At 74.9% G+C, this 23,369-nt stretch carries 21 protein-coding genes; 6 read left to right on the top strand and 15 right to left on the bottom strand.

The window, feature by feature from the left end; genetic code table 11:
• Positions 1–57: 57 nt before the first annotated feature.
• Positions 58–2,901 carry a glycosyl hydrolase family 95 catalytic domain-containing protein gene (locus TK50_RS27870; RefSeq protein WP_043968410.1) on the bottom strand — a complete coding sequence of 948 codons (2,844 nt, stop codon included), beginning with the start codon at positions 2,899–2,901 and terminating at the stop codon, positions 58–60.
• Between the two features lie 21 nt (positions 2,902–2,922).
• Complete coding sequence (locus TK50_RS35520) at positions 2,923–3,045, bottom strand: hypothetical protein (protein WP_277814348.1); 123 nt, start codon at positions 3,043–3,045, stop codon at positions 2,923–2,925.
• 580 nt (positions 3,046–3,625) lie between these two features.
• On the opposite strand from TK50_RS35520, the gene TK50_RS27875 reads away from it, so the two are divergent.
• Positions 3,626–5,188, top strand: coding sequence for a glycoside hydrolase family 43 protein (locus TK50_RS27875; RefSeq protein WP_241774133.1), 1,563 nt, complete (start codon positions 3,626–3,628; stop codon positions 5,186–5,188).
• Between the two features lie 32 nt (positions 5,189–5,220).
• Here the strand turns inward: TK50_RS27875 and TK50_RS27880 are convergent, their stop codons facing one another.
• A complete protein-coding gene (locus TK50_RS27880) occupies positions 5,221–6,615 on the bottom strand; it encodes a short-chain fatty acyl-CoA regulator family protein (protein WP_199486157.1) in 1,395 nt (464 codons plus the stop codon).
• Positions 6,616–6,843: 228 nt separating this feature from the next.
• On the opposite strand from TK50_RS27880, the gene aceA reads away from it, so the two are divergent.
• Together aceA and aceB are read left to right on the top strand one after the other, a co-directional pair.
• Positions 6,844–8,115, top strand: a complete 1,272-nt coding sequence (gene aceA, locus TK50_RS27885) for an isocitrate lyase (RefSeq protein WP_043968411.1) — start codon at positions 6,844–6,846, stop codon at positions 8,113–8,115.
• Positions 8,112–9,722 (top strand): malate synthase A, encoded by a 1,611-nt coding sequence (gene aceB / locus TK50_RS27890; RefSeq protein WP_043968413.1) that lies wholly within the window; start codon positions 8,112–8,114, stop codon positions 9,720–9,722. The genes aceA and aceB overlap by 4 nt, the downstream gene beginning before the upstream one ends.
• A 48-nt stretch (positions 9,723–9,770) precedes the next feature.
• Here the strand turns inward: aceB and TK50_RS27895 are convergent, their stop codons facing one another.
• The 9 genes from TK50_RS27895 to pcaH form a co-directional block, all read right to left on the bottom strand.
• Positions 9,771–10,550: an IclR family transcriptional regulator gene (locus TK50_RS27895; RefSeq protein ID WP_043968414.1), complete on the bottom strand. Its 780-nt coding sequence runs from the start codon at positions 10,548–10,550 to the stop codon at positions 9,771–9,773.
• 142 nt (positions 10,551–10,692) lie between these two features.
• The gene (locus TK50_RS27900) at positions 10,693–11,874 is read right to left on the bottom strand and encodes a thiolase family protein (RefSeq protein WP_043968416.1); all 1,182 of its coding nucleotides are present in this window, start codon (positions 11,872–11,874) and stop codon (positions 10,693–10,695) included.
• On the bottom strand, positions 11,871–12,641 hold the full coding sequence (locus tag TK50_RS27905; protein ID WP_043968417.1) for a CoA-transferase subunit beta: 771 nt from the start codon (positions 12,639–12,641) through the stop codon (positions 11,871–11,873). The genes TK50_RS27900 and TK50_RS27905 overlap by 4 nt, the downstream gene beginning before the upstream one ends.
• Positions 12,638–13,456, bottom strand: a complete 819-nt coding sequence (locus TK50_RS27910; protein ID WP_043968418.1) for a CoA transferase subunit A — start codon at positions 13,454–13,456, stop codon at positions 12,638–12,640. Before TK50_RS27910 ends, TK50_RS27905 begins: the two co-directional genes overlap by 4 nt.
• 121 nt (positions 13,457–13,577) lie before the next feature.
• On the bottom strand, positions 13,578–13,994 hold the full coding sequence (pcaC, locus tag TK50_RS34565; RefSeq protein WP_077939722.1) for a 4-carboxymuconolactone decarboxylase: 417 nt from the start codon (positions 13,992–13,994) through the stop codon (positions 13,578–13,580).
• The gene (gene pcaD, locus TK50_RS27920) at positions 13,984–14,766 is read right to left on the bottom strand and encodes a 3-oxoadipate enol-lactonase (protein ID WP_043968421.1); all 783 of its coding nucleotides are present in this window, start codon (positions 14,764–14,766) and stop codon (positions 13,984–13,986) included. Before pcaD ends, pcaC begins: the two co-directional genes overlap by 11 nt.
• Positions 14,763–16,130, bottom strand: a complete 1,368-nt coding sequence (gene pcaB / locus TK50_RS27925; RefSeq protein WP_082106708.1) for a 3-carboxy-cis,cis-muconate cycloisomerase — start codon at positions 16,128–16,130, stop codon at positions 14,763–14,765. The genes pcaD and pcaB overlap by 4 nt, the downstream gene beginning before the upstream one ends.
• Positions 16,105–16,677 carry a protocatechuate 3,4-dioxygenase subunit alpha gene (gene pcaG / locus TK50_RS27930; RefSeq protein WP_043968424.1) on the bottom strand — a complete coding sequence of 191 codons (573 nt, stop codon included), beginning with the start codon at positions 16,675–16,677 and terminating at the stop codon, positions 16,105–16,107. The genes pcaB and pcaG overlap by 26 nt, the downstream gene beginning before the upstream one ends.
• Positions 16,670–17,401, bottom strand: coding sequence for a protocatechuate 3,4-dioxygenase subunit beta (pcaH, locus tag TK50_RS27935; RefSeq protein WP_043968425.1), 732 nt, complete (start codon positions 17,399–17,401; stop codon positions 16,670–16,672). Before pcaH ends, pcaG begins: the two co-directional genes overlap by 8 nt.
• Before the next feature lie 137 nt (positions 17,402–17,538).
• Between pcaH and TK50_RS27940 the strand changes: the two genes are divergently transcribed.
• Together TK50_RS27940 and TK50_RS27945 are read left to right on the top strand one after the other, a co-directional pair.
• Positions 17,539–19,074, top strand: a complete 1,536-nt coding sequence (locus TK50_RS27940; RefSeq protein WP_043968427.1) for a gamma-glutamyltransferase — start codon at positions 17,539–17,541, stop codon at positions 19,072–19,074.
• A gap of 85 nt (positions 19,075–19,159) precedes the next feature.
• Positions 19,160–20,179, top strand: a complete 1,020-nt coding sequence (locus tag TK50_RS27945) for a phosphotriesterase family protein (protein WP_043968429.1) — start codon at positions 19,160–19,162, stop codon at positions 20,177–20,179.
• 30 nt (positions 20,180–20,209) lie between these two features.
• Here the strand turns inward: TK50_RS27945 and TK50_RS27950 are convergent, their stop codons facing one another.
• Positions 20,210–21,466, bottom strand: coding sequence for an MFS transporter (locus TK50_RS27950; RefSeq protein ID WP_144420423.1), 1,257 nt, complete (start codon positions 21,464–21,466; stop codon positions 20,210–20,212).
• A complete protein-coding gene (locus tag TK50_RS27955) occupies positions 21,463–21,963 on the bottom strand; it encodes a RidA family protein (protein ID WP_043968433.1) in 501 nt (166 codons plus the stop codon). The genes TK50_RS27950 and TK50_RS27955 overlap by 4 nt, the downstream gene beginning before the upstream one ends.
• A 64-nt stretch (positions 21,964–22,027) precedes the next feature.
• Here TK50_RS27955 and TK50_RS27960 point away from each other — a divergent pair, with 64 nt between their 5' ends.
• On the top strand, positions 22,028–22,531 hold the full coding sequence (locus TK50_RS27960) for a RidA family protein (RefSeq protein ID WP_043968436.1): 504 nt from the start codon (positions 22,028–22,030) through the stop codon (positions 22,529–22,531).
• 58 nt (positions 22,532–22,589) lie between these two features.
• Here the strand turns inward: TK50_RS27960 and TK50_RS27965 are convergent, their stop codons facing one another.
• Positions 22,590–23,351 (bottom strand): sulfite exporter TauE/SafE family protein, encoded by a 762-nt coding sequence (locus tag TK50_RS27965; RefSeq protein ID WP_144420469.1) that lies wholly within the window; start codon positions 23,349–23,351, stop codon positions 22,590–22,592.
• Between the last annotated feature and the right edge of the window lie 18 nt (positions 23,352–23,369).

The raw sequence follows: 23,369 nt of genomic DNA on the forward strand, positions 1-23,369 counted from the left end.
GTCGTCGCGCCGGGCGGCGCCCAAGGCCGCCCGGCGCGACGACGCGCCCCGCGCCGGTCAGGTGGTGGTGCAGGTGAGGTTCGTCGGCGGGTTGTTGGTTCCGGTCGTCGTGGCGATGAAGCCGAACGTGGTGGAGGCGCCGGCGGCCAGCGCCCCGTTGTAGTCGACGTTGCGCACCGACACGTTCGACCCGCTCTGGGTGTGCGAGCCGCCCCAGATCTGGCTGATCACCTGGCCGTTGGGGAACGTCCAGGAGACCGTCCAGCCCCGGATCGCGGTCGCGCCGGCGGTGACGGTGACCTCGCCCTGGAAGCCGCCCGACCAGGACCCCGTCACCGCGTACGTCGCCCGCGCGCCGGACGACGGCGGCGAGCTGGTCGGCGGCGGGGTCGGCGTCGGCGTCGGTGACCCGGTGGGCGTGGTGGTGGGGGTGGGCGTGGTCGTCGGGGTGGGGGTCAGGGTCGGTGACGGCGTGACCCCGGGCCGCGCCGCCCGGTAGGTGTGGCCGGCGCGGACGGTGAGCGCGACGACGTCCGTCTCCGGGCGGGTGACGGCCGGCGTGCTGCCGTCGGTGACGTCGACGAGGGTGAAGCTGCCGGTGAGCAGCCGGGCGCGCAGCTTCAGCGTGCCGTCGCGGTCGGCGCGGATGGCGATCTCGTCGATCTGGCTGTTGGTCCAGGCCACGCCGACGGTGTAGCCGCCCCGGCCGCGCAGGCCCGCCACCTGCCCGGTGGGCCACGCCGTCGGCAGCGCGGGCAGCACGTGCAGCTCCCCGGCGTGGCTCTGCAGCAGCATCTCGGCGATGCCGGAGGTGGCCCCGAAGTTGCCGTCGATCTGGAACGGCGGGTGCAGGTCGAACATGTTCGGCGCGAGCCGGTCGGTGCGTACCAGGTCCTTGAAGAGCTTGTGGGCGCGGGCCGCGTCCTCCAGCCGGGCCCAGAAATTGATCTTCCAGGCGAGGGACCAGCCGGTGCCGTCGTCGCCGCGCAGCTCCAGCGTCTTGCGCGCGGCCTCGTGCAGGGCCGGGGTGCCGCGCTTGGTGATCTGGTTGCTGGGGTGCAGGCCGTACAGGTGGGAGACGTGGCGGTGGGTCCGCTCGGTCTCGACCCAGTCGGCCAGCCACTCCTGGACGTTGCCGCGCGAGCCGACGCGGCTCGGGGGCAGCCGGTCCTTCGCGGTACGCACCTGCGACCGGAAGGTGGTGTCGACGCCGAGTGCCTCGCTGGCCTTGGCCGCGGCGTCGAACAGGTCGCGCAGGATCTGGTTGTCCATCGTGGGGCCGGCGCAGACGCTGACGTTCGAGTGGTGCGGCAGCTCCGGCGAGTTCGACGGGTTCGTGACCAAGTAACCGAGCGTCGGGTGGGTGACCAGGGTGTCGAGGAAGAACTGCGCGGCGCCCTTCAGGGCCGGGTAGTTGGTCTGGAGGAACCCGAGGTCGCCGGTGAACAGGTAGTGCTCCCAGATGAGCGTGGCCAGCCACGCCCCGCCGGTCTGCCACATGCCCCACAGCGCCCCGTCGACGACCGACGCGCCCCGCCACGCGTCCGTGTTGTGGTGGGTGACCCAGCCGCCGGCGCCGTACTGGGCCTGGGCGACGCGCGCGCCGGTCACCGTCAGGTCCTTGATCATGTCGAAGACCGGCAGGAAGCACTCGGACAGGTTCGTCGTGTCGGCCGGCCAGTAGTTCATCGGCAGGTTGGCGTTGATGGTGTACTTCGAGTCCCAGGACGGCGCCAGGGAGTCGTTCCAGATGCCCTGCAGGTTCGCCGGCTGGGTGCCCGGCCGCGAGGAGGAGATCAGCAGGTAGCGCCCGAACTGGAACAGCAACGCGGCGAACTGCGGGTCGTTGGTGCTCGCGTGCTGGGCGATCCGCACGTCGGTGGGCTGGTCGGCGGCGGCCGTGCGCCCCAGGTCGATCGTCACCCGGTTGAACAGCGCCTGGTAGTCGGCGACGTGGCGGCTGCGCAGCTGGTCGATGGCCACGCCCTTGGCCGCGTTGAGCCGGGTGCGTGCGATGCCCTGGTAGTCGCCGTTGACGGTGCGGTAGTTGACGTAGCTGGACCCGATCGAGATCAGCACGGTCACGCTCGTGGCCCCGGAGACCCGCAGGGAGCCGCCGGAGCTGCTGACCGTGCCGCCCGTCGCGATCGCGTGGGCCAGGCCGAGGAACCGCACCGACCCGTTGATGCCCTCCATGTTGCCGGAGATGCCGTCGACGGCGATCGTGTTGGCGTCCGGGCTCGACATGGTCGTCCGTTGCGGACTGTCGAAGGTGGCGGTGAACGTGATCGAGTTCGCCCGATCGGCGGTCAGCCGCAGCACGATCACCTGGTCGGGGGCGCTGGCGAACACCTCACGCTGGTAGCGGACGCCGCCCAGCACGTACGTGGTGGTGACCGTGGCGGTGGTGAGGTCGAGGGTGCGGGTGTACTGCGACGCGCCGCTGGCCGAGCCGAAGGCGAGCCGGAGGTTGCCCACGGTCTGGTAGGCGAGCTGGCCGCCCGGCGTACCCATCATCGTCTGGTTGATCAGGTCCTGCGCCGAGGACCACTGGTCGGCGAAGACGCGGCGGCGGATCTCGGCCAGGTTGGCCGCGCCCCGGGTGTTGGCGGAGTCGTACGGGCCGCCGGCCCAGACGGTGTCCTCGTTGAGTTGCAGCCGCTCGGTGTCGACGTTGCCGAAGACCATGGCGCCGAGGCGTCCGTTGCCGATGGGCAACGCGCGCAGCCAGTCGGTGCCGGCCCCCTCGTCGTACCACAGCGCCATGTCACCGGCGGCCAGCGCCTGCGGCGGCACCGCCGAGTCGGCGCGGGCGACGGCGCTCCAGGCGGCCGGCACCAGCGCGGCCCCGGCCCCCGCCGCCCCGGCCTTGAGCACGTTCCTTCGGGTCACTTCAGACATGATCTCTCCAAGTCGTGCCGGTCAGAGGCTGACGCAGGTCAGGGACGTCGTCGTGGGCGTGCCGCCGACCATCGCAGCGCCTATGCCGAGGGTCAGCAGCACCGCGGCCGCGACGGATGTCGGCCGGGATCCAGGTGTGGACATCAGACGTCTCCTTCGTGCCGGGGCGGGCGGTGGTGTCGACGGCGAGCCGTTGTTGATAGCCCGGACGTGGCCGATCCGGCCGGGAGCGGTTCCCGGCAGGCTGACCTGCCCACGGTCGGGGCGTGTGTGGAGGGTGGCGTACCTGCCCGGTCGCTGGCGCTTCGAACTCGCGCTGACCCGGTGAAGCCCGTCGATCCGCCGACCGGTCACCCGTGCCGGTGCGGCGATCAGGACAGCGGGTGGAACGAAGCCGTTAACGTTAACAACGGCCACGTCCGGCGTCCTGACGCCGCCGTGCGCGGATGTCTGCCGGCGTCCGAGCTCCCGACGGCGCGCCAGCTTGCCCATATGGACTCTCGTGGATGCATGTGCCCGCCGTCAAGATATGACGTTTAGGTTTCGTGAAGTTCTTCCCCCGGCGGCGAGGGTGGCGGATGCCCTGGGTGCGGTCGGTGTCGCCGCGCTGGCAGGCGGCTCCACTTCGGCCAGGTGGCGCCCTAGGGCGCTTGAGTCCACCGGGGCTTTCTCGTAGCATCCAGTTTCCGAAATGTTATCGAGAACACTTTCGAAGGTGGTGCTCGTGCCCGGAGGCCCGTCCGCCGACCCGCACTACCGCAACCCGGTCGTCGCCGGCTTCTACCCCGACCCGAGCATCTGCCGCGTCGGCGACGACTACTACCTGGTCTGCTCCAGCTTCGAATACTTCCCGGGCGTGCCGCTGCTGCACAGCCGGGACCTGGTCAACTGGCGGCAGGTCGGCAACGTCCTCGACCGCCCGAGCCAGCTCGAACTCCCCGCGGACACCCCGGCCTCCCAGGGCGTCTACGCCCCGACCATCCGCCACCACGACGGCCGGTTCTGGGTGGTCACCACCAACGTCAGCCTGGGCCGGCACCTGATCGTCACCGCGCAGGACCCCGCCGGGCCGTGGTCCGACCCGGTCTACCTCGACCTGCCGCACGTCGACCCGTCGCTGGCCTGGGACGACGAGGGGAACTGCTGGCTGACCACCTCCGGGGTGAAGTCCTACCGGATCGACCCGGACACCGGTCGGGTGCTGGAGGGCCCGATTCCCCTCTGGTCGGGCACCGGCGGCCAGTATCCGGAGGCCCCGCACCTCTACCGCATCGACGGCTGGTGGTACCTGCTGCTCTCCGAGGGCGGCACGCACACCGGCCACGCCGTCTCGGTCGCCCGGTCGCGCAGCCCCCGGGGCCCCTTCGCACCCGCACCGACCAACCCGATCCTCACCCACCGGGGCAGCAACCTGCCGGTGCAGGCCACCGGGCACGCCGACCTGGTCCAGAGCCCCGACGGCAGCTGGTGGATGGTCCTGCTCGGCATCCGGGCCAAGGGCCAGTGGCCGCCCTACCACGTCCTGGGCCGGGAGACCTTCCTGGTGCCCGTGCGCTGGGTCGACGGGTGGCCCGTCGTCGACCCCGTCGAGGAGGTCACGGCCGCCCCGGCCGGCAGCGCCCCGGCGCTCGCCGCCCCGGCCGAGGCGGGCGCGTACCGCGACGACTTCGACGCGGCCGTCCTCGCCCCCGGCTGGGTCTCGCCGCGCTCGCGGCCCGACGCCGCCTGGTCGCTGACCGCGCGGCCCGGCTGGCTCACCCTGAACGCCACGGGGGCGACGCTGGACCGCGCCGGCGCGACCATCGTGGCCACCCGGCAGCGGCACCACGACTGCCGCGCCAGCGCGCGCCTGGACCCGGGCGGCGGCACCGCCGGGCTGACGATCCGCATCGACGAGGCGCACCACTACGACCTGGAGGTGTCCGCCGGCCGCGTGCGGGTCGTCGGCCGGGTCGGCCCGTTCCGGCAGGTCTTCGCCGAACTCGCCGTGCCCCCGGGGCCGCTCGTCCTGACGATCGCCACCCGGACCCACGACCTCCGGCCGCCGACCGTGACCTGCGCCGCCGACCTGTCGGCCGGGGCCGCGCCCTTCGGCGTACGCGCCGCCGCCTGCGACATGGTCGCCTTCGAGGTGCAGACCTCCGACGGCCCCCGGGTGCTGGCCGAGCTCGACGGGCGCTACCTGTCCACCGAGGTCGCCGCCGGCTTCACCGGCCGGGTCATCGGCATGTACGTCACCGAGGGCAGCGCGGCGTTCGACTGGTTCGACTACCGTCCGGCGGGCTGACGGCGTACGCCGGACCGGCCCGGCGGGCGGGGTCAGCCCTTCAGCGGGTACGGGATGAAGGTGCTGCGGTTCTCGTCGAGGTCGAGCCGGCCCGTGATCGGCGCGGCGGCGCGCTGCGGGCAGGTCATCCGCTCGCAGGTCTTGCAGCCGGGGCCGATCGAGGTGGTGGCGTCGGCCGCGTACAGGTCGATCCCGGCGGAGTAGACCAGCCGCTCGGCGTGCCGGGTCTCGCAGCCCAGCCCGATCGCGTAGACCTTCCCCGGCTGGTTGTAGCCGCCGTGGTGCCGGGTGATGGTGCGGGCGATCCACAGGTAGCGCTGCCCGTCGGGCATCGCGGCGACCTGCACGACGACCCGGCCGGGCGAGCTGAACGCCTCGTAGACGTTCCACAGTGGGCAGGTGCCGCCGGTCAGCGAGAACGGGAAGCCGGTGGCGGACTGACGCTTGGACAGGTTGCCGGCCCGGTCGACCCGGACGAACGAGAACGGCACGCCCCGCGCGCGGGGCCGCTGCAGGGTGCTGAGCCGGTGGCAGACCGTCTCCCAGCCCATCGCGAAGTGCTGCGTGAGCAGGTCGATGTCGTAGCGGCGCTGCTCCGCCGCCGCCAGGAAGCGCTCGTAGGGCAGGATCAGCGCGGCGGCGAAGTAGTTCGCCAGGCCGACCCGGGTGAGGATCTGGGTCTGCACGTCGTCGAAGCGTTCCTCCTCCACGATCTCGTCGATCACGTCGGCGAACTCCAGCAGCGCGATCTGCGCCGCCATCCGCATCGCCTCCTGCCCGGCCCGCAGCGAGGTCGACAGGTGCAGGGTGCGGGTCTGCGGGCGGTAGCGGTGCAGCTCGTCGCCGAGCAGGGTGGCGTCGTCGCGGCGCACCTGCACGCCGTGCCGCTCGGCGAGCCGGTCCTGCAACGCGGAGCGCACCTCGCCGCGGCGCAGCCCGATGGCCGCCGCCAGCCGCTCCGCCGCCTCGTCGAGGTCCGGCACGTAGTTCTGCCGCCGGTAGAAGAACTCGGTCACCCGGTCGTGCGGGCTGCGCCCGATCGTCTCCCGGTCGCCGAGCAGCTCGGCGAGCTGCTCGTCGGCCTGCCGGTAGCGCCGGTGCAGGTCGAGGACGGCCTCGGCGACCTCGGGCAGCCGGGTGGCCAGCTCGGTGAGGTCGGCGACGCTCGGCCGCCCCGGGAGCGCCTCGCGCAGCCCGGCGACCAGCCGCGGGGTGTCGCGCGGGGCGAACACCGTCGGGTCGACGCCGAAGACCTCGGTGATCCGCATCAGCACCGGCACGGTCAGCGGGCGCGCGTCGTGCTCGATCTGGTTGAGATAGCTGGGGGAGATGTTGAGCAGGCGGGCCAGGTGCGACTGGCTCAGCGCGCGGTCCTCGCGCATCCGGCGCAGCCGGGCGCCCGCGAAGGTCTTGCTGATCGCCCTCACCTCCTCGTCGGTCTTTCGGCAGCCCAGCGCCATTGGCAGGCTGCAAATATAACCCTTCGCAACTTCGCAAGACGGGGCGCGAACTTCTCAGAACTTGGCTTCTTCCGTCCCTCGACCGCACCGCCGACGCCGTGTGACCGTTGGCGACACGCCGGGACGGGCACCGCGGTCACGCCGCTGGGCGGCACGACGGAGCGCCGGCGTCACGACAGCCGAGGAGACGACATCATGCAGAACGCCGTGGAGAAGTTGCGGACCGAATGGGAGACCGACCCCCGCTGGCAGGGGGTGCGCCGCGGCTACCGCGCCGAGGACGTGGTGCGCCTGCGCGGGGCGATCCAGGAGGAGCACACCCTGGCCCGGCACGGGGCGCAGCGGCTGTGGCGGCTGCTGCACAGCGAGGACTACGTCCACGCCCTGGGCGCGCTCACCGGCAACCAGGCCGTGCAGATGGTCCGCGCCGGGCTCAAGGCGATCTACCTTTCCGGCTGGCAGGTGGCCGCCGACGCCAACCTCGCCGGGCACACCTACCCCGACCAGAGCCTCTACCCCGCCAACTCGGTGCCCGCCGTGGTGCGCCGGATCAACAACGCCCTGCTGCGCGCCGCCCAGATCACCACCGCCGAGGGCGACGAGAACGGGACCGACTGGCTGGCCCCGATCGTCGCCGACGCCGAGGCCGGCTTCGGCGGGCCGCTCAACGCGTACGAGCTGATGACCGCCATGATCGCGGCCGGCGCGGCGGGCGTGCACTGGGAGGACCAGCTCGCCGCCGAGAAGAAGTGCGGCCACCTCGGCGGCAAGGTGCTCGTCCCGACCGGGGCGCACATCCGCACCCTGGAGGCGGCGCGGCTCGCCGCCGACGTCGCCGGGGTGCCGTCGGTCATCATCGCCCGCACCGACGCCCAGGCCGCCACGCTGCTGACCACCGACGTCGACGAGCGGGACCGGCCCTTCGTCACTGGCGAGCGCACCGCCGAGGGCTTCTACCGGGTGCGCAACGGCGTCGAGCCGTGCATCGCCCGGGGCCTGGCCTACGCCCCGCACGCCGACCTGCTCTGGATGGAGACCTCCACCCCCGACCTGGAGATCGCCCGGCGCTTCGCCGAGGCGATCAAGGCGGAGCACCCGGACCAGCTCCTCGCCTACAACTGCTCGCCGTCGTTCAACTGGCGCAAGCACCTCGACGACGCCACCATCGCCAAGTTCCAGCGGGAACTCGGCCACATGGGCTACAAGTTCCAGTTCATCACCCTGGCCGGCTTCCACGCCCTCAACTACTCGATGTTCGACCTGGCCCGCGGCTACGCCGCCGACGGCATGTCCGCCTACGTGTCGCTGCAGGAGCGGGAGTTCGCCGCCGAGCCGGCCGGCTACACCGCCGTCAAGCACCAGCGCGAGGTCGGCACCGGCTACTTCGACCTGATCAGCACCGTGCTCAACCCGGCCGCCGAGACCACCGCCCTGCGCGGTTCCACCGAGGAGGAGCAGTTCGCATGAGGTACGAGATCATCGGCCCGATGGCCGACCGGTTCGACGAGGTCCTCACCCCGGCGGCGCTGGAGTTCCTGGTCGAGCTGGACAGCGAGTTCGCCGCCCGCCGGGTGGCCCTGCTGGACACCCGCCGGGCCCGCCGGGACCGGTACGCCACCGGTCAGCTCCCCGACTTCCTCCCCGAGACCGCCGCGATCCGCGCCGACCCGACCTGGCGGGTGGCCCCGCCCGCGCCCGGCCTTCTCGACCGGCGGGTCGAGATCACCGGGCCGCCCGACCGCAAGATGACCGTCAACGCGCTCAACTCCGGGGCGCGGGTGTGGCTCGCCGACTTCGAGGACGCCACCTCGCCGACCTGGCACAACGTGGTCTCCGGGCAGCTCAACCTCATCGACGCCCTGGACCGGCGCATCGACTTCACCGACGCGCGCGGCAAGCGCTACGCCCTCGGCGACGAACTGGCCACCATCGTCGTGCGGCCGCGCGGCTGGCACCTCGTGGAGAAGGGCATCGCGGTGGACGGGCGGCCCATCTCGGCCAGCCTGGTCGACTTCGGGCTCTACCTGTTCCACTGCGCGCGGCGGCAGCTCGACGCGGGCGCCGGACCCTACTTCTACCTGCCGAAGCTGGAGAGCCACCACGAGGCGCGGCTGTGGAACGACGTCTTCGTCTTCGCCCAGCAGCGCCTGGGCCTGCCGCGCGGCACCATCCGGGCCACCACCCTCATCGAGACGATCACCGCCGCCTTCGAGATGGAGGAGATCCTCTACGAGCTGCGCGAGCACTCGGCGGGCCTGAACGCCGGCCGGTGGGACTACATCTTCAGCGTGATCAGGAACTTCGGGCAGTGGTCGGACTTCGTCCTGCCCGACCGGTCCGAGGTCACCATGACGGTGCCGTTCATGCGGGCGTACACCGAGCTGCTGGTGGCGACCTGCCACCGGCGGGGCGCGCACGCGATCGGCGGGATGGCCGCGTTCGTCCCCAGCCGGGACCCGCAGGTCAACGAGGTGGCCCTGCACCGGGTGCGGGCGGACAAGCGGCGCGAGGCCGGCGACGGCTTCGACGGCTCGTGGGTCGCCCACCCGGGCCTGGTCGCCACCTGCCGGGAGGAGTTCGACGCGGTGCTGGGCGAGCGCCCGCACCAGCTCGACCGGCTCCGGGACGACGTCAGCGTCGCCGCCGCCGACCTGCTCGCCGTCGACAAGACCCCCGGCCAGGTCACCGCCGCCGGGGTGCGCGCCAACATCGCGGTCGCGCTGCGCTACATCGACGCGTGGCTCGGCGGCGCTGGTGCGGTCGCCCTGTGGAACCTGATGGAGGACGCGGCGACCGCCGAGATCGCCCGCTGCCAGGTGTGGCAGTGGCTGCACCACGGCACCCCGCTTGCCGACGGCGGCTGCGTCACCGACGAGCTGGTCCGGTCGATCCTCGCGCAGGAGCTGGCCGAGCTGGTGACGGGTCGCGGGGCGGCCGACCGGGAGCGCGCCGAGCGGGCCGCGCGCATCGTCGAGGACACGGCGTTCGGCGAGGACCTGCCGGCGTTCTTCACCACCGGCGCGTACGCCCGGCACCTCGGCCCGGGCCGCCGGCTCGCGGTGTCGGCGCGCTGAGGCGGAGCATCCGCCGCCGGCGCGGTGGCGGGCCGGTCCGGTGCCGGTTCACCGGCCCGGACCGGCCGCCAGGTCCTCCTCGACGCGCTTCGCGGTGGCCAGCAGGGGCGGCAGCAGCTCCGTGCGGATCGTCTCGGACGAGCCGCGGCTGGCGTGCGCGGAGACGTTGATCGCGGCGACCACCGACCCGTGCTCCCCGTGGATCGGCGCGGCCAGCGAGCGCAGCCCCTCCTCCAGCTCCTGGTCCACGATCGCGTAGCCCTGCGCGGCGATCGTGGTCAGGGCGGCGCGCAGCCGGGCCGGGTCGGTGACGGTGTGCCGGGTCAACGGCCGCAGCCGCGCCGTGGCGAGGTAGTCGTCCAGCCAGTCGGCGGGCTGCGCGGCGAGCAGCACCCGACCCATCGACGTCGCGTACGCGGGGAAGCGGCTGCCGACGCTGATCCCCACGGTCATGATGCGTCTGGTGGCGACGCGGGCGACGTAGACCACCTCGTCGCCGTCGAGGACCGACACCGAGCAGGACTCGCGCACCTGCGCGGCCAGCGCCTCCAGGTGCGGCCGGGCGACCTCCGGCAGGCCCAGGCCCGACAGGTAGGCGTAGCCGAGGTCGAGCACGCGTGGGCGCAGCGAGAACAGCCGCCCGTCGGTGTGCACGTAGCCCAGCTCGACCAGGGTGAGCAGGAAGCGCCGGGCGGCGGCCCGGGTCAGCCCGGTGGCCCGCGCCACCTCGCTGAGGGTGAGCCGGGGGTGCTCGGCGTCGAACGCGCGGATCACGGCCAGGCCGCGCTCCAGCGACTGGACGAACTCCCCGGATCGCGCCTCGGTCACTCGGTCTCCTGCCGCAGGGTCGCCCGGGGCGGCCTGGCGCACCCGGTCACCGTCGGTGGCCAGCGTAGCCGCGCCGCCCGCGGCGGCAGGCACCGGTGCCCCGTGGGTCGCGCGGCGTCGGCGCCCCGAACCGGTCGTCCCCTCACGCCTCCAGGACGACGGCCAAGCCCTGGCCCACCCCGATGCAGATGGCGGCGAGCCCCCGGCCCCCGCCGCGGCGGTGCAGCTGCCAGGCCAGCGACCCGAGGATGCGCGACCCGGAGGACCCGAGCGGATGGCCGAGGGCGATGGCGCCGCCCTGCGGGTTGACGATCGCCGGGTCGAGGTCGGGCCAGTGGGCCAGGCAGGCCAGGGACTGCGCGGCGAACGCCTCGTTGAGCTCGACCACGTCGAGGTCGGCCCAGCCGAGGCCGGCGCGGCGCAGTGCCTCCTCGGCGGCGGCCACCGGGCCGATGCCGAACAGGTGGGGCTCGATCCCGGTGACGGCCCGGGAGACGATCCGGGCCAGCGGCGCGCGCCCGATCTCCCGGGCGCCGGCCTCGTCGGCGATCAGCAGGACGCTCGCCCCGTCGTTCAGCGGCGACGAGTTGCCGGCGGTGACCGTGCCGGCGGGCCGGAAGACCGGCTTGAGCCGGCCCAGCGCCTCGGCGGTGGTCGTCGGCCGGATGCTCTCGTCCCGGTCGACGTCGGTGCCGGGCACCGGGACGACCTCGTCGGCGTACGTGCCGGCGCGCCAGGCCCGGTCGGCCCGCTGGTGGCTGCCCAGCGCGAACTCGTCCTGCCGCTCGCGGGTGATCCCGTGGCGCTCGGCGAGGATCTCCGCGCCCTCGCCCAGCGCCACCGTCCACTGCGGCGGCATTGCCGGGTTGACCATCCGCCAGCCCAGCGTGGTGGAGTGCAGCGTCTCGTGCCCCCGGGGGTAGGCCCCCTCGGGCTTGGGCAGCACCCACGGCGCGCGGCTCATCGACTCCACCCCGCCGGCGAGGCAGATCGACGCGTCGCCGAGGGCGACGGCCCGGGACGCGCCGATGACGGCCTCCAGGCCGGAGCCGCAGAGGCGGTTGACGGTCGCGCCGGGCACCGACGGCGGCAGGCCGGCCAGCAGGACGGCCATCCGGGCCACGTCCCGGTTGTCCTCACCGGCGCCGTTGGCGTCGCCGAGGAGCACGTCGTCGATGCGCGCCGGGTCGAGCCCGGGGCTGCGGGCGACGACCTCCCGCACCACGTGCGCGGCGAGGTCGTCGGGGCGTACGCCGGCCAGGCCGCCGCCGTGGCGGCCGATGGGGGTGCGGACGGCGTCGAGCACGTACACGTCGCGGGTCATGGCGTCGCCTTCAGCGTGGCCTGCAGGGCCCGCAGCGCGGCGAGCTCGTCGGGGGTGGGGGGCTCGTTGGTGGTCAGCCCGTCGGCGACGGCGAGTGGCCAGCCGGTGGCCGCCCGGGCCTGCTCGACGGTGACGCCGGGGTGCAGCCGGGTGAGGGTCAGCTCGCCGGTGGCCGGGTCGGCTTCGAGGACGCCGAGGTCGGTGATCACCGTCCGGGGGCCGCCGCCGCGCAGCCCGAGCCGGGCCCGGTCGCCCGGCCCCGCGCCGTAGCCGACGGAGGTGACGAAGTCGACGCGCTCGGTGAACGTGCGTCGGCTCTGCCGGACGATGACGACCACCTCGCCGCAGGACGCGGCGATCTCCGGGGCGCCGCCGGCACCGGGGAGGCGGACCGCCGGGTCGGCGTAGGAGCCGCCGATGACGGTGGTGTTGATGTTGCCGTGGCGGTCGAGCTGGGCCGCCCCGAGGAAACCGACGTCGATGCGGCCGGGCTGGAGCCAGTAGTTGAACACCTCCGGCACGGAGACGACCGCGTCGGCGGTGTCGGCGAGGATGCCGTCGCCGATGGACAGCGGCAGCCGGTCGGGCTTCGCGCCGAGGCAGCCCGACTCGTAGACCAGCACGAGGCCGGGGGCGTGGGTGACGCGGGCCAGGTTCGCCGCGGTGCTGGGCAGGCCGATCCCGACGAAGCAGACGGTGCCGTCGCGCAGCTGCCGGGCGGCGGCGACCGTCATCATCTCGTCGGCCGACCAGTCCGCCGCGCTCACGCCGGCACCTCCGTCGTCAGCACGTGCCGGGCGATCCAGGCCCGGAAGGTGTCGCGGTCCCGGCTGATCGCGTCCCAGTCGCGGTAGAAGTCGTTGTCGCGCACCGAATAGCCCTGCGTGTACGACGGGTGCGCGCCGCCGGGCACCCGGGCCACCGCCGTGATCGCCCACCCGGGCAGGACGACCTGCCCCGGCACCGGCGTCAGCTCGTCGACGAGCTCCTCGACGGTGACCAGGGACCGGCGGGCGGCCAGCACGGCCTCCTTCTGCACGCCGGTGATGCCCCACATCTGCACGTTGCCGGCCCGGTCGGCGCGCTGGGCGTGCACCACGGTCACGTCGGGACGCAGCGCGGGCAGCGCGGTCAGCGTCTCGCCGGTGAACGGGCAGTCGACGCTGCGGATGGTGGCGGTGTGGCGGGGCAGGTCGGTGCCGGTGTAGCCGCGCAGCACGGCGAACGGCAGGCCGGAGGCGCCCGCGACGTAGCGGTTGGCCATCCCCGCGTGGCTGTGTTCCTCCAGCTCCAGGGGCACCGGCCAGGAGTGCTGCACGGCGTCGCGGAAGCGGTGCAGCGAGCCCACGCCGGGGTTGCCGCCCCAGGAGAAGACGAGGCGGCTGGCGCAGCCGGCCCCGATGAGCTGGTCGTAGATGACGTCCGGGGTCATCCGCACCAGGGTCAGGCCGCGCCGCCCCTGCCGGATGATCTCGTGACCGGCGGCGAACGGGATGAGGTGGGTGAACCCCTCCAGGGCCACCACGTCCCCGTCGTGCACCAGCTCGGCGATCCCGTCGGCCAGTGAGACGATCTTCGCCATCGCCCTCCGCCTCCTGTGCTGTCGTCGTCCGCAAACGTGTTCGCTATGCGGACGGGTGTACTCATGTCGAACGTAGTGCCCGGCGGTGGAGGCCGTCAACGGGGACGTCGTGCCGCGTCGGTCACTCGTCCTCCTGCCGCAACGCCCGCCGGGCCACGGCGAACGCCCGGTTCGCCGCCGGCACCCCGGCGTAGACGCCGACCTGGAGCAGGACCTCGCTGATCTCCTGCGGGGTGAGGCCGTTGCGCAGGGCGGCCCGGACGTGCATGGCCAGCTCCTCGTCGTGGTGCAGGGTGGCGAGGACCGCGAGGGTGATCACGCTGCGGGTGCGCCGGTCCAGCCCGGGGCGCGACCAGATCTCGCCCCACGCGTAGCGGGTGATCAGGTCCTGGAAGTCGGCGGTGAACGCATCGGTGGCGGCGACGGCCCGGTCGACGTGGGCGTCGCCGAGGACCTGCCGGCGGACCGCCATGCCGGCGGCGTGCCGGTCGCGCTCGGGCGGGGGACCGGATGGCTCGGGTGCCGGTTCAGGCGTCACGGTGTGTCTCCTCGGCGAGGTGGTCGCGCAGCAGACGGCCGACCTGCCCGGGCTGCTGCACGTTGGCCAGGTGCGCGGCGTCGGCGACGATCGCCAGCCGGGCCCCGGGGATCCGTTCGGCGATCAGCCGGGCGTGCGGCACGGGGGTGGCCTGGTCGTCGGTCCCGGCGACGACCAGGGTGGGCGCCCGGATGCCGGTCAGGTCGTCGCGCAGGTCCATCGTGGAGATCGCCGCGCAGCACGCGGCGTACCCGTCGGCCGGCGTCGAGGTCAGCATGGCCCGCCAGGCGGCGACCGCCTCCGGCCGGGCGGCGGCGAAGCCGGGCGTGAACCAGCGGGCCACCACGGCGTCGGCAACGGCCGGCAGGCCGCCAGCGCGCACGGCCGCCGCCCGGTCGTGCCACATCCGCGCCGGGCCCAGGGCCGCCGACGTGCACAGCAGCGCGAGCCGGCCGACCCGCTCGGGCGCGTGGGCGGCCAGCCACATGCCGACCATCCCGCCGAGGGAGAGCCCGGCGTAGTGCACGCGCCGGGCGTCGAGGTCGTCGAGCAGGCGCAGCACCTCCCGGCCGAGCAGTTCGATGGTGTACGGGCCCGGCGGTACCGCCGAGCGGCCGTGGCCGAGGTGGTCGTACCGGACCACCCGGAAGTGGGCGGTCAGGGCGGCCAGTTGCGGTTCCCACATGGCGGCGGTGGTGCCCAGCGAGCTGCCGAGCAGGAGGACCGGCGCGTCGGGCGGGCCGTCGACGGTGGCGTGCAGGCGGGACGTCACGAGGGCCCGGCCCGGTGCGCGCGGTGGTCGGCCAGCGCCCGGTCGACGAGGAGCCCGGCGGAGCCGAGCCAGCCGTACGGGTCGAGCGCCTCGTCGATCTCGCGCGGACCCAGGTGCGCGCGGACCTCGGGGTCGGCCAGCAGCGCGGCGCGGAAGTCGGGCCCGGCCGCGGCCCGCGCGACGACGTCGTGCGCCGCGCCCCGGCCCAGGGCGGGCGTCAGCCGCGCGGCCACCGCCTCGGCCAGCACGAGGCCGCCGGTGGCGTCGAGGTTGGCCCGCATTCGGCGCGCGTCGACCCGCAGCCCGCCCAGCATCCGGGCGGTGCGGGCGGCCGCGCCGCCGGCCAGGTGCAGCAGGTCGAGCAGCGGCTCCCACTCGGCGTGCCAGGCTCCGGCGGCCCGCTCGTGTTCTTGCACGGCGGCGGCGTACAGGGTGGCGACCAGGCCGGGCCCGCGCCGCGCCGCTGCGCCGACGAGGACCGAGTCGACCGGGTTGCGCTTGTGCGGCATCGCCGACGAGCCACCCCGGCCCGGCCCGGCACCCGTGGCCGCGCCGCCCTCGGCCGCCTCGCCGACCTCGACCTGGGCGAGCAGCCCGACGTCCAGCGCGGTCTTGCCGGCGGCGGCGAGCAGCCCGCCGAGCGCGGCGGCGAGGTCGAGCAGCGGCTGGCGGCGGGTGTGCCAGGGCAGCGGGCTCGCGGCGAGGCCGAGGTGGGCGGCGAAGCGGGCGGCGACCGCCGGCCCGGCCGGGCCGAGCGCGGCGAGCGTGCCGACCGCGCCGCCGAGCTGCGCCGGCAGCGCCGCGCGGACCGCGTCGAGCCGGGTCCGGGCCTCGGCCAGGCCGACCAGCCAGCCGGCGGCCTTCAGGCCGAACGTGGTCGGCGCGGCCTGCTGGCCGAGGGTACGGGCGAGCATGACCGTGTCGCGGTGGGCGGCGGCCAGCCGGGCCGCGGCGTCGGCGGCCCGGTCCAGGTGGGCCAGCAGCGGCCCGGCCGCCCGCGCCGCGACCAGCATCAGCGCGGTGTCGAGGACGTCCTGGCTGGTCGCCCCGAGGTGCACCCAGGCGCGGGCCGGCTCGGGCAGGGCCGCGGTGAGCTGCCGCACGAGCGGCACCACCGGGTTGCCGGCGTCCTCGGCGGCCCGGCCGAGGGCCGCCGGGTCGAACAGGTCGGCCCGGCAGCACGCCCCGATCGCCTCGGCCGCCGCCCGGGGCAGCACCCCGCAGTCGGCCCCGGCGGCCGCGAGCGCGGCCTCGGCGTCCAGCAGCGCCCGCAGCAGCGCCCGGTCGGCGAGCTGCGCGTCGACCCCGGGGTCGCCGGACAGGCCCGAGAACAGGCCGTCAGACGGCGAAGAAGACGGTCTCATCGTCACCCTGGAGCCGGATGTCGAAGCGCACCCCGTCGGCGGATTCCCGGCCGACGAGGGTGCCCCGCCGGTCGGCGTCGACACCGCGCAGGACGGGGTCGGCGGCGTTGGCCGCCGGCTCGTCGGGGAAGTAGAGCCGGGTCACGACCCGGTGCAGCAGCCCGCGCCCGAACACCGACAGGTTCAGGTGCGGCGCCTCGGTCCCGCCGTCCGGCGCGGGCAGGGCCCCGGGCCGCACGGTCAGCAGCGCGTACCACCCCTGGTCGTCGGTCTCGCTGCGCCCGAACCCCCGGAAGCCGGCCACCGACGACGCCCGCGCGCCGCGTGGGTCGTCGGGGTGGTCGAACCGGCCGTCCGGGTCGGCCTGCCAGCTCTCGACCAGGGCGTCCACGACCGGCGCTCCCGCGCCGTCGGTGATCCGGCCGCGCACCCAGAAGGAGCCCGGGGTGCCGGGCGGGACCACGTGCGGGCCGTCGGGCCAGCGCAGGCCGATGCTCAGGTACGGCCCGACGGTCTGGGCCGGGGTCACGCCGTGGCGCTCACTCATCGTCGTCCCCGTCTTCGAAGGGCGTGCTCTCCCGACCCCGCAGCACGATGTCGAACTCGTACGCCAGGGCCCACTCGGGGCGGGTCGTCGCGTGGTCGTAGCGGGCGATCAGCCGCTGGCGCGCCGCCGGGTCGGGGATCGAGTTGAGCACCGGGTCCTGGAAGAACAGCGGGTCGCCGGGGAAGTACATCTGCGTCACCAGGCGCTGGGTGAACGCCCGGCCGAACAGCGAAAAGTGGATGTGCGCGGGCCGCCACGCGTTGTCGTGGTTGCGCCAGGGGTACGCGCCCGGCTGCACCGTGACGAACCGGTAGCGCCCCCGCTCGTCGGTGCGGACCCGGCCCACGCCGTCGAAGTGGGGGTCCAGCGGCGCCGCCCAGTTGTCCACCGCGTGCCGGTAGCGGCCGGCGGCGTTGGCCTGCCAGATCTCCACCAGGGTGTGCGGCACGGGCCGCCCGTCGCCGTCGTGGACCCGGCCGTGCACGATGATCCGCTGGCCGAGCGGCTCGCCGTCGTGCTGCCGGGTCAGGTCGTGGTCGAGCGGGCCGAGCCGGCCCTCGCCGAGCAGCGGCCCGGTGACCTCCGTGAGCCGCTGCGGCAGGTACACCAGCGGTTGGCTCGGCGCGCGGAGCACCGTCGACCGGTAGCCGGGGCTGAGCAGGGGCGGGTGGGCGTCGACGTCGTCACGCCGGTAGTTCGGCAGCGTGCTGACGTGGTGGTCCATGGGGCGGCTCCCCTCGCGGGTTGGATCCACGCATGCTACTTTTGGATCCCTTGATTGGAAAGTGGGGGCCGCGTGAGCAGACTCGACGACGTACCGCACGACGCTGCCACCGTCGCCGCGCGACGCAGGTCGGGGTCATGACCGTCGCCCTCGCCGCCCCGCACCACGAGGCCGTCCGCGCCGGCGAGCGCGCCGTCGCGGCCGGCGGCAACGCCCTCGACGCGGCCCTCGCCGCCGCCTGCATGCTCACCGTGGTCTACCCGCACCAGTGCGCCCTCGGCGGCGACCTCATCGCGGTGGTCCGCTCGCCCGAGGGGGAGACGACGGCGGTGGTGGCGGCGGGCACCGCGCCGCGCGGGATCGACCGGCCGGCGACGCGGTGGCGGACCATGCCGGGGCAGGGCGCGCACTCCGTCACCGTCCCCGGGGTCGTCGCGGGCTGGCTGGAGCTGGCCCGGCTCGGCGCGCTGCTCCCGCTCGCCGCGCCGCTGCGGGAGGCGGCGGCCGTCGCCGAGGCCGGCACCCGGGTCAGCGCGGGGCTCGAACGCGCGCTCGACAGCCGCCGCGACACCGTGTTGGCCGACCCGGGACTGCGGTCGGTGTTCGCGCCCGGCGGGCGGCCGCTGCGGCAGGGGGCGACGGTGCGCCAGCCGGCGCTCGCGGCCACGCTGCGCCGGCTCGCCGCCGACCCGCGTGATCTGTACGAGGGGGAGACGGCGCGGGCCATCGTACGGCTGCTGGGATCCCTGGGCGGTGCCCACACGCTCGCCGACTTCGCCGGCTACCGGCCGCAGACGGGCCCGGCGGTGACCCGGGAGATCGCCGGCCGCACCTGGTCGGTCGCGCCGCCCCCGTCCGTCGGGGCGGTCCTGCTCGGCGTCGCGGCTGCGGTGGCCGACGGCGACGGCGCACCCGACCCGGCGCGCCTGCTCGACGCCAGCCTGGCCGGGGTCGCCGCCCGGGCCGGGTTCCTCGGCGACCCCCGCACGGGCGGGGCCGACCTGGCGGCCCTGCTGCGGCTCGACGCCCCTGCGGCCGCCGCCGGCCCGGCCGAGCCGCCCGCCCACGGCGACACGGTCGCGGTGGTGGCCAGCGACGACGCCGGGTGGAGCGTCTCGCTCGTGCAGAGCGTCTACCAGACCTTCGGCGCGGGCCTGCTCGAACCGGAGACCGGCGTCGTGCTGCACAACCGGGGCTCGGCGTTCAGCCTCGACCCCGCGTCACCGGCGCGGCTCGTGCCCGGGGCCCGGCCCCCGCACACGCTCTGCCCGGTCATCGTCCACTCCGCCGAGGCCACGGTCGTCGCGGGCTGCCAGGGCGGCCGCGCCCAGCCGTGGATCCTGGCCCAGCTGGTCCCCGCGACGACGGACCTGGCCCGCCCGCTCGACGAGGTGCTGGCCCGGCCGCGCTGGGTGGTCGGCGACGTCGACCTGGGCCACGCCGACCTGACCCTGGTGGCCGAGCCGGGCGTGGACGACCGGGTGGTCGACGCGGCGCGGGCCGCCGGCCTGCCCGTCGCCTGGTTCCCGGGCCGGGCCGACGCCGCCGGCCACGTCCAGGTCGTGCGCAGCCGCGCCGGGCGCGACGGCGCGGCGTTGCAGGCCGCCAGCGACCCCCGCGCCGACGGCGCGGCCGTGGTGGCCCGGCCCCCGGGCCCCCACTCCCGAGCCTGAGCCCTGCCCGAGTCCGGGTCGAAGTCCGAGCCACCGTCCGGGTCGTAGTCCGAGCCACAGTCCGAGTCCGACCAGAAGGAGCATCATGCCGATCCACACCGTCCTCGGGCCGATCGCGCCGGAGCAGCTCGGGCCGACGTCCATGCACGAGCACCTGCTGAGCGATCTGCGCATCTGGTCGAAGCCGCCCCGGGAGCTGCCGCCCGTGGGCGTGCCGATGGGCCCGCAGCTCGCGTCGTACCTGCGGTGGAACGCGCTGTCGCTGGAGGAGAACCTGATCCTGCACGACCCCGACGTCGCCGCCGAGGAGCTCGCCCACGTGCGGGCGGCCGGCGGCTCGGCCGTCGTGGAGCTCACCCTGGAGGGGATGGGCCGGCGCGTCGGGGACCTGCCGGAGATCGCGCGTCGCGCCGGGGTGCACGTCTGCGTCGGCTCGGGCTTCTACGTGGAGGAGACGATGCCGGCGCACGTGCGGGCGGCGGGCGTCGACGAGCTCACCGAGCTGCTCGTGGCGCAGCTGACCGACGGCATCGGCGACACCGGCATCAGGCCCGCCCTGCTCGGCGAGATCGGCACGAGCTGGCCGATCACCGACGCCGAGTGGCGGATGGTGCGCGCCGCCGGCCGGGCCGGCGCCCGCACCGGCGCGGCCGTCTACATGCACCTGTCCTTCCGGGGCGCGGGCGGCGTACCGGTGCTGGCGGCGCTGCTGGAGGAGGGGATGCCGGCGGACCGCGTGGTCATCGGCCACCTCGACGAGCGGTGGGACCGCGGCTACCACCGCGAGATCGCCCAGGCGGGCGCCGTGCTCGCCTACGACACGTTCGGCTCGGACTTCTACTACGGCACGCCGGCCCTGCGCAATCCCACCGACGCGGAGCGGCTCGACATGGTCGGGTGGCTGTTGAGCGAGGGGTTCGGCGGGCAGCTCGTGATCGGCGCGGACGTCTGGACGCAGGCGAACCTCCGCCGCAACGGAGGCAACGGCTACGACCACCTCTTCCGCCGGATCGGCCCGGCGATCGCCGACCTCGCCGGGGGCGACCCCACCGTCGTCGACACGATCCTCGTCGGCAATCCCCGCCGCCTGCTGGACCGCCCCTGACCGCTGCCCGGCGGGGCCCGGGTCGCGTCGTCAGCCGGCGGCCGGCCCGGGTACCCCGTCGGCCAGGTCGGGTGCCGCGCCGGGCCGGCCAGGTGCCGCGCCGGGCCGGTCGGGCGGGGCTTCGCGGGCGAAGACCGCGACGACGACCAGCGCCGCCACCTGCAGCGCCGCGACGAGGAGGAACGCCCAGCCCGTCGAGGCGGCGGCGATGACGAGCCCGCCGACGAGCGCCCCACCGGCGTAGCCGAGGCCGGTGAAGCTGGAGAACAGGCCGAGGCCGAGGGCCTGGTTCGCGCCGTCCAGGCCCCGGGCGGCGAGCATCGTCAGCGACGGGTACAGCGGCGAGAACCCGATGCCGATCAGGACCTGGGCCGCTGCGGCCACCCAGAAGTTCGGTGCCAGGCCCATGGTGGTCAGGCCGGCCGCGAGCGCGCACAGCGAGACCGCGGTCGCGCGGACCGGGCCGATCCGGTCCGGCAGGCCCGCCAGGGCGATCCGTGCGCCGATGACGCTGACCGAGAAGACGGCGAACACGGAGGCCGCGCCCGTGACGCCGCCGGCCGGCACGCCCCGGGCCTGGAGGTGGACGAGGAGGAAGCCGAGCATCAGCCCCTCGCCGCACCAGGCCGCGGCGGCGACGACGCCCGGCACCCAGACCGCGCGGAAGGAGCCCCGCACCGCGCCCGCGCGCCGGCTGCGGGGGGCCTCCGGTGGCCGCGCCGGCCGGGGCAGCCAGGCGACGAGCACGACGGTGGCCACCTCCAGGGCGGCGCACAGCGCGAACACGCCGGCGGGCCCGACCGCCTGGTTCACCGCCACGCCGACCTGCGGGCCGACGGCGAGCCCGAGCCACACGCTCAGCCCGAAGACGCTCAACGCCCGGCCGCGTTGCCCGGTGGGCGCCAGCGCGACCAGCCAGGCCATGACGAGCGTCATCGCGGCGGCGTTGCCGAGGCCGAACAGCAGCCGGGCGGGGCCGGCGCCCCACAGGGAGGGCACCGCCGCCAGCAGGAGCATCCCGAGCGCCGCCGTGCCGCCGCCGGCCAACGCCACCGCCCGGTAGCCGCGCCGGTCGCCGAGCAGCCCGGCAACGGGCATGGCGACCATCGAGGCGACCGCGCTGAGCGAGATGAGCACGCCGGACAGGGACGCGTCGCCGCCGAGCACGCGTTCGACGTAGCCGGGGATGATCGGGGTGCTGGCGGAGTTGGTCATCGCGCCCAGGGTCGAGGCGGCGAAGAGGAGCCAGAAGGGTACGGTCCGGGTGACGTCGCGCGGCGACGTCATGACGCCGTCGGTTCCGGCGCGCACTCCAGGCTGAGCCACAGCTCGAAGCAGTTGCGCCGGGACAGCGCGGTCGCGCCGATCGACGCCCGGCCGACGCTGCCGATCTCGTCGCCGAACACCTCGACGAAGAGGTCGGTGGCGCCGTTGGACACCTCGTGCAGCGGCTCGAACCCCGGTGGGCAGGCCACGAAGCACAGGGCGCGGGACAGGCCCACCACGTTGTCGAGCGAGCCGAGCGCGAGCCGGATCATCCCGAGCGTGTGGATCGCGGTCAGCCGGGCCGCCTGGTAGCCCTGCGCGACGGTGACGTCGACTCCGACCACCCCGGGGTGCAGCCGCTCGCCGGCCCGGTTCTCGGGCGTGAGCCCGCTGAGTTCGAGCAGGTCGCCGATGCGGTGGAACGGCTTCAGCCGGCCGTAGCGCCGCCCGTACGGTGGGTCGGCGTAGTCGGGGATCTCCAGGCCGAGTTCCCGGACTCTCTGCTCCGCACTGGCCACAGACTCTCCCGCTTTGTATCCGAAGATGGTTAGAGTGGATCCACTTTAACCGGAGGAGGCTGGCATGACGACCCCGACCCCTGAGCAGCGCGTGGCCGAGCTGGGCCTGGTGATCCCCGACTACGCCGACCCGCCCTACGGCGAGCGGTACGGCGCGATGAAGCCGTTCCACCGGTCGGGCCGCACCCTCACGCTCGGCGGCATGACCCCGGAGGACCGGCAGGGCAACAAGGTGTTCCCGGGCCGGGTCGGCGCGACCGTCACGCCGGAGCAGGGCTACGAGGCGGCCCGCTACACCGCCGTCAACGTGCTCGGGCTGATCCGCTTCGCGGTGGGCTCCCTCGACGAGGTCACCTCCTTCGTGCGCACCCTCTGCCTGGTCGTGACGACCCCGGAGTTCAGCGACGTCAACCTGGTCGCCAACGGCGCGAACGACCTCTTCGTGGAGGTCTTCGGCGACCGGGTCGGGCGGGCCACCTCGGCGAGCGTCGGCGTGCTGAGCCTGTCGGGCGGCAACGTCTTCGAGATCCTCACCGTCGTCGAGACCCGCGGCGCGGCCGACTCCTGACCCGCCCTTCGGGTGGGGCACGCGGCCGGCGGCGGTCGCCCGCCCCGGCCGCGCGGGGTCAGAACGCCCGGACCAGCAGCACGCCGCCGACGACCGTGCCGAAGGCGATGATGACCGCGCGCAGCAGGGCGGGCGGCAGCCGGCGGGCGAGCCGGGCGCCGAGGAAGCCGCCGAGCATGGTCGCCGGCACCAGCACCCCGGTGGCGGCCCAGTTGACCGGCCCGAACGCGCCGTAGACCAGGATGGTCACCACGCCCACCGTCGCCGAGAGGACGTTCTTCAGCGCGCTGACCCGGCGCAGCGAGTCGTCGAGGACGAGCGCCAGGCCGGCGATGAGCAGCAGGCCGAGCGCCGCGTTGAAGTAGCCGCCGTACAGCCCGCAGCCGAAGACGGCCAGGTGCAGGGCCGCGCCGGCCCGGCGGGGGGAGTGGGCCCGGGGCTGCCCGGCGATCGCGCGCACCCGGCCCTGGAACGCCAGCAGCGCGGTCGCGCCGAGCACCAGGAACGGCACCACGACGTCGAAGACCGCGCGTGGCGTGACCAGCAGCAGCACGGTGCCGCAGAGCGCGCCGAGGACGGCCGTCGGCACCGCGCGGCGGATCCGCCGGCCCTGCCCGGCCAGGTCGGCGCGGCTGCCGAGGACGCTGGCGCCGTACCCGGGCGCGACGGCCAGCGCGTTGGTCACGTTCGCCGACACGGGCGGCAGGCCGATGCCCAGCAGCGCCGGGAAGGTGACCAGCGACCCGCCACCGGCGACGGCGTTGACGATGCCGCCGGCCAGGCCGGCGAGCAGCAGGAGGGCGGCCTGGGACGGGGTCACGATTGGCACTCGCGCATT

The sequence above is a fragment of the Micromonospora haikouensis genome (genome assembly GCF_000876225.1).
Classification (GTDB): domain Bacteria; phylum Actinomycetota; class Actinomycetes; order Mycobacteriales; family Micromonosporaceae; genus Micromonospora; species Micromonospora haikouensis.

Coding starts and splice junctions, on each gene's coding strand:
- TK50_RS27870 (WP_043968410.1), bottom strand. CDS start 2,901: ATGTCTGAAGTGACCCGAAGGAACGTGCTCAAGGCCGGGGCGGCGGGG.
- TK50_RS35520 (WP_277814348.1), bottom strand. CDS start 3,045: ATGTCCACACCTGGATCCCGGCCGACATCCGTCGCGGCCGCGGTGCTG.
- aceA (WP_043968411.1), top strand. CDS start 6,844: ATGCAGAACGCCGTGGAGAAGTTGCGGACCGAATGGGAGACCGACCCC.
- aceB (WP_043968413.1), top strand. CDS start 8,112: ATGAGGTACGAGATCATCGGCCCGATGGCCGACCGGTTCGACGAGGTC.
- TK50_RS27900 (WP_043968416.1), bottom strand. CDS start 11,874: ATGACCCGCGACGTGTACGTGCTCGACGCCGTCCGCACCCCCATCGGC.
- TK50_RS27910 (WP_043968418.1), bottom strand. CDS start 13,456: ATGGCGAAGATCGTCTCACTGGCCGACGGGATCGCCGAGCTGGTGCAC.
- pcaB (WP_082106708.1), bottom strand. CDS start 16,130: ATGAGACCGTCTTCTTCGCCGTCTGACGGCCTGTTCTCGGGCCTGTCC.
- pcaG (WP_043968424.1), bottom strand. CDS start 16,677: ATGAGTGAGCGCCACGGCGTGACCCCGGCCCAGACCGTCGGGCCGTAC.
- pcaH (WP_043968425.1), bottom strand. CDS start 17,401: ATGGACCACCACGTCAGCACGCTGCCGAACTACCGGCGTGACGACGTC.
- TK50_RS27940 (WP_043968427.1), top strand. CDS start 17,539: ATGACCGTCGCCCTCGCCGCCCCGCACCACGAGGCCGTCCGCGCCGGC.
- TK50_RS27945 (WP_043968429.1), top strand. CDS start 19,160: ATGCCGATCCACACCGTCCTCGGGCCGATCGCGCCGGAGCAGCTCGGG.
- TK50_RS27950 (WP_144420423.1), bottom strand. CDS start 21,466: ATGACGTCGCCGCGCGACGTCACCCGGACCGTACCCTTCTGGCTCCTC.
- TK50_RS27960 (WP_043968436.1), top strand. CDS start 22,028: ATGACGACCCCGACCCCTGAGCAGCGCGTGGCCGAGCTGGGCCTGGTG.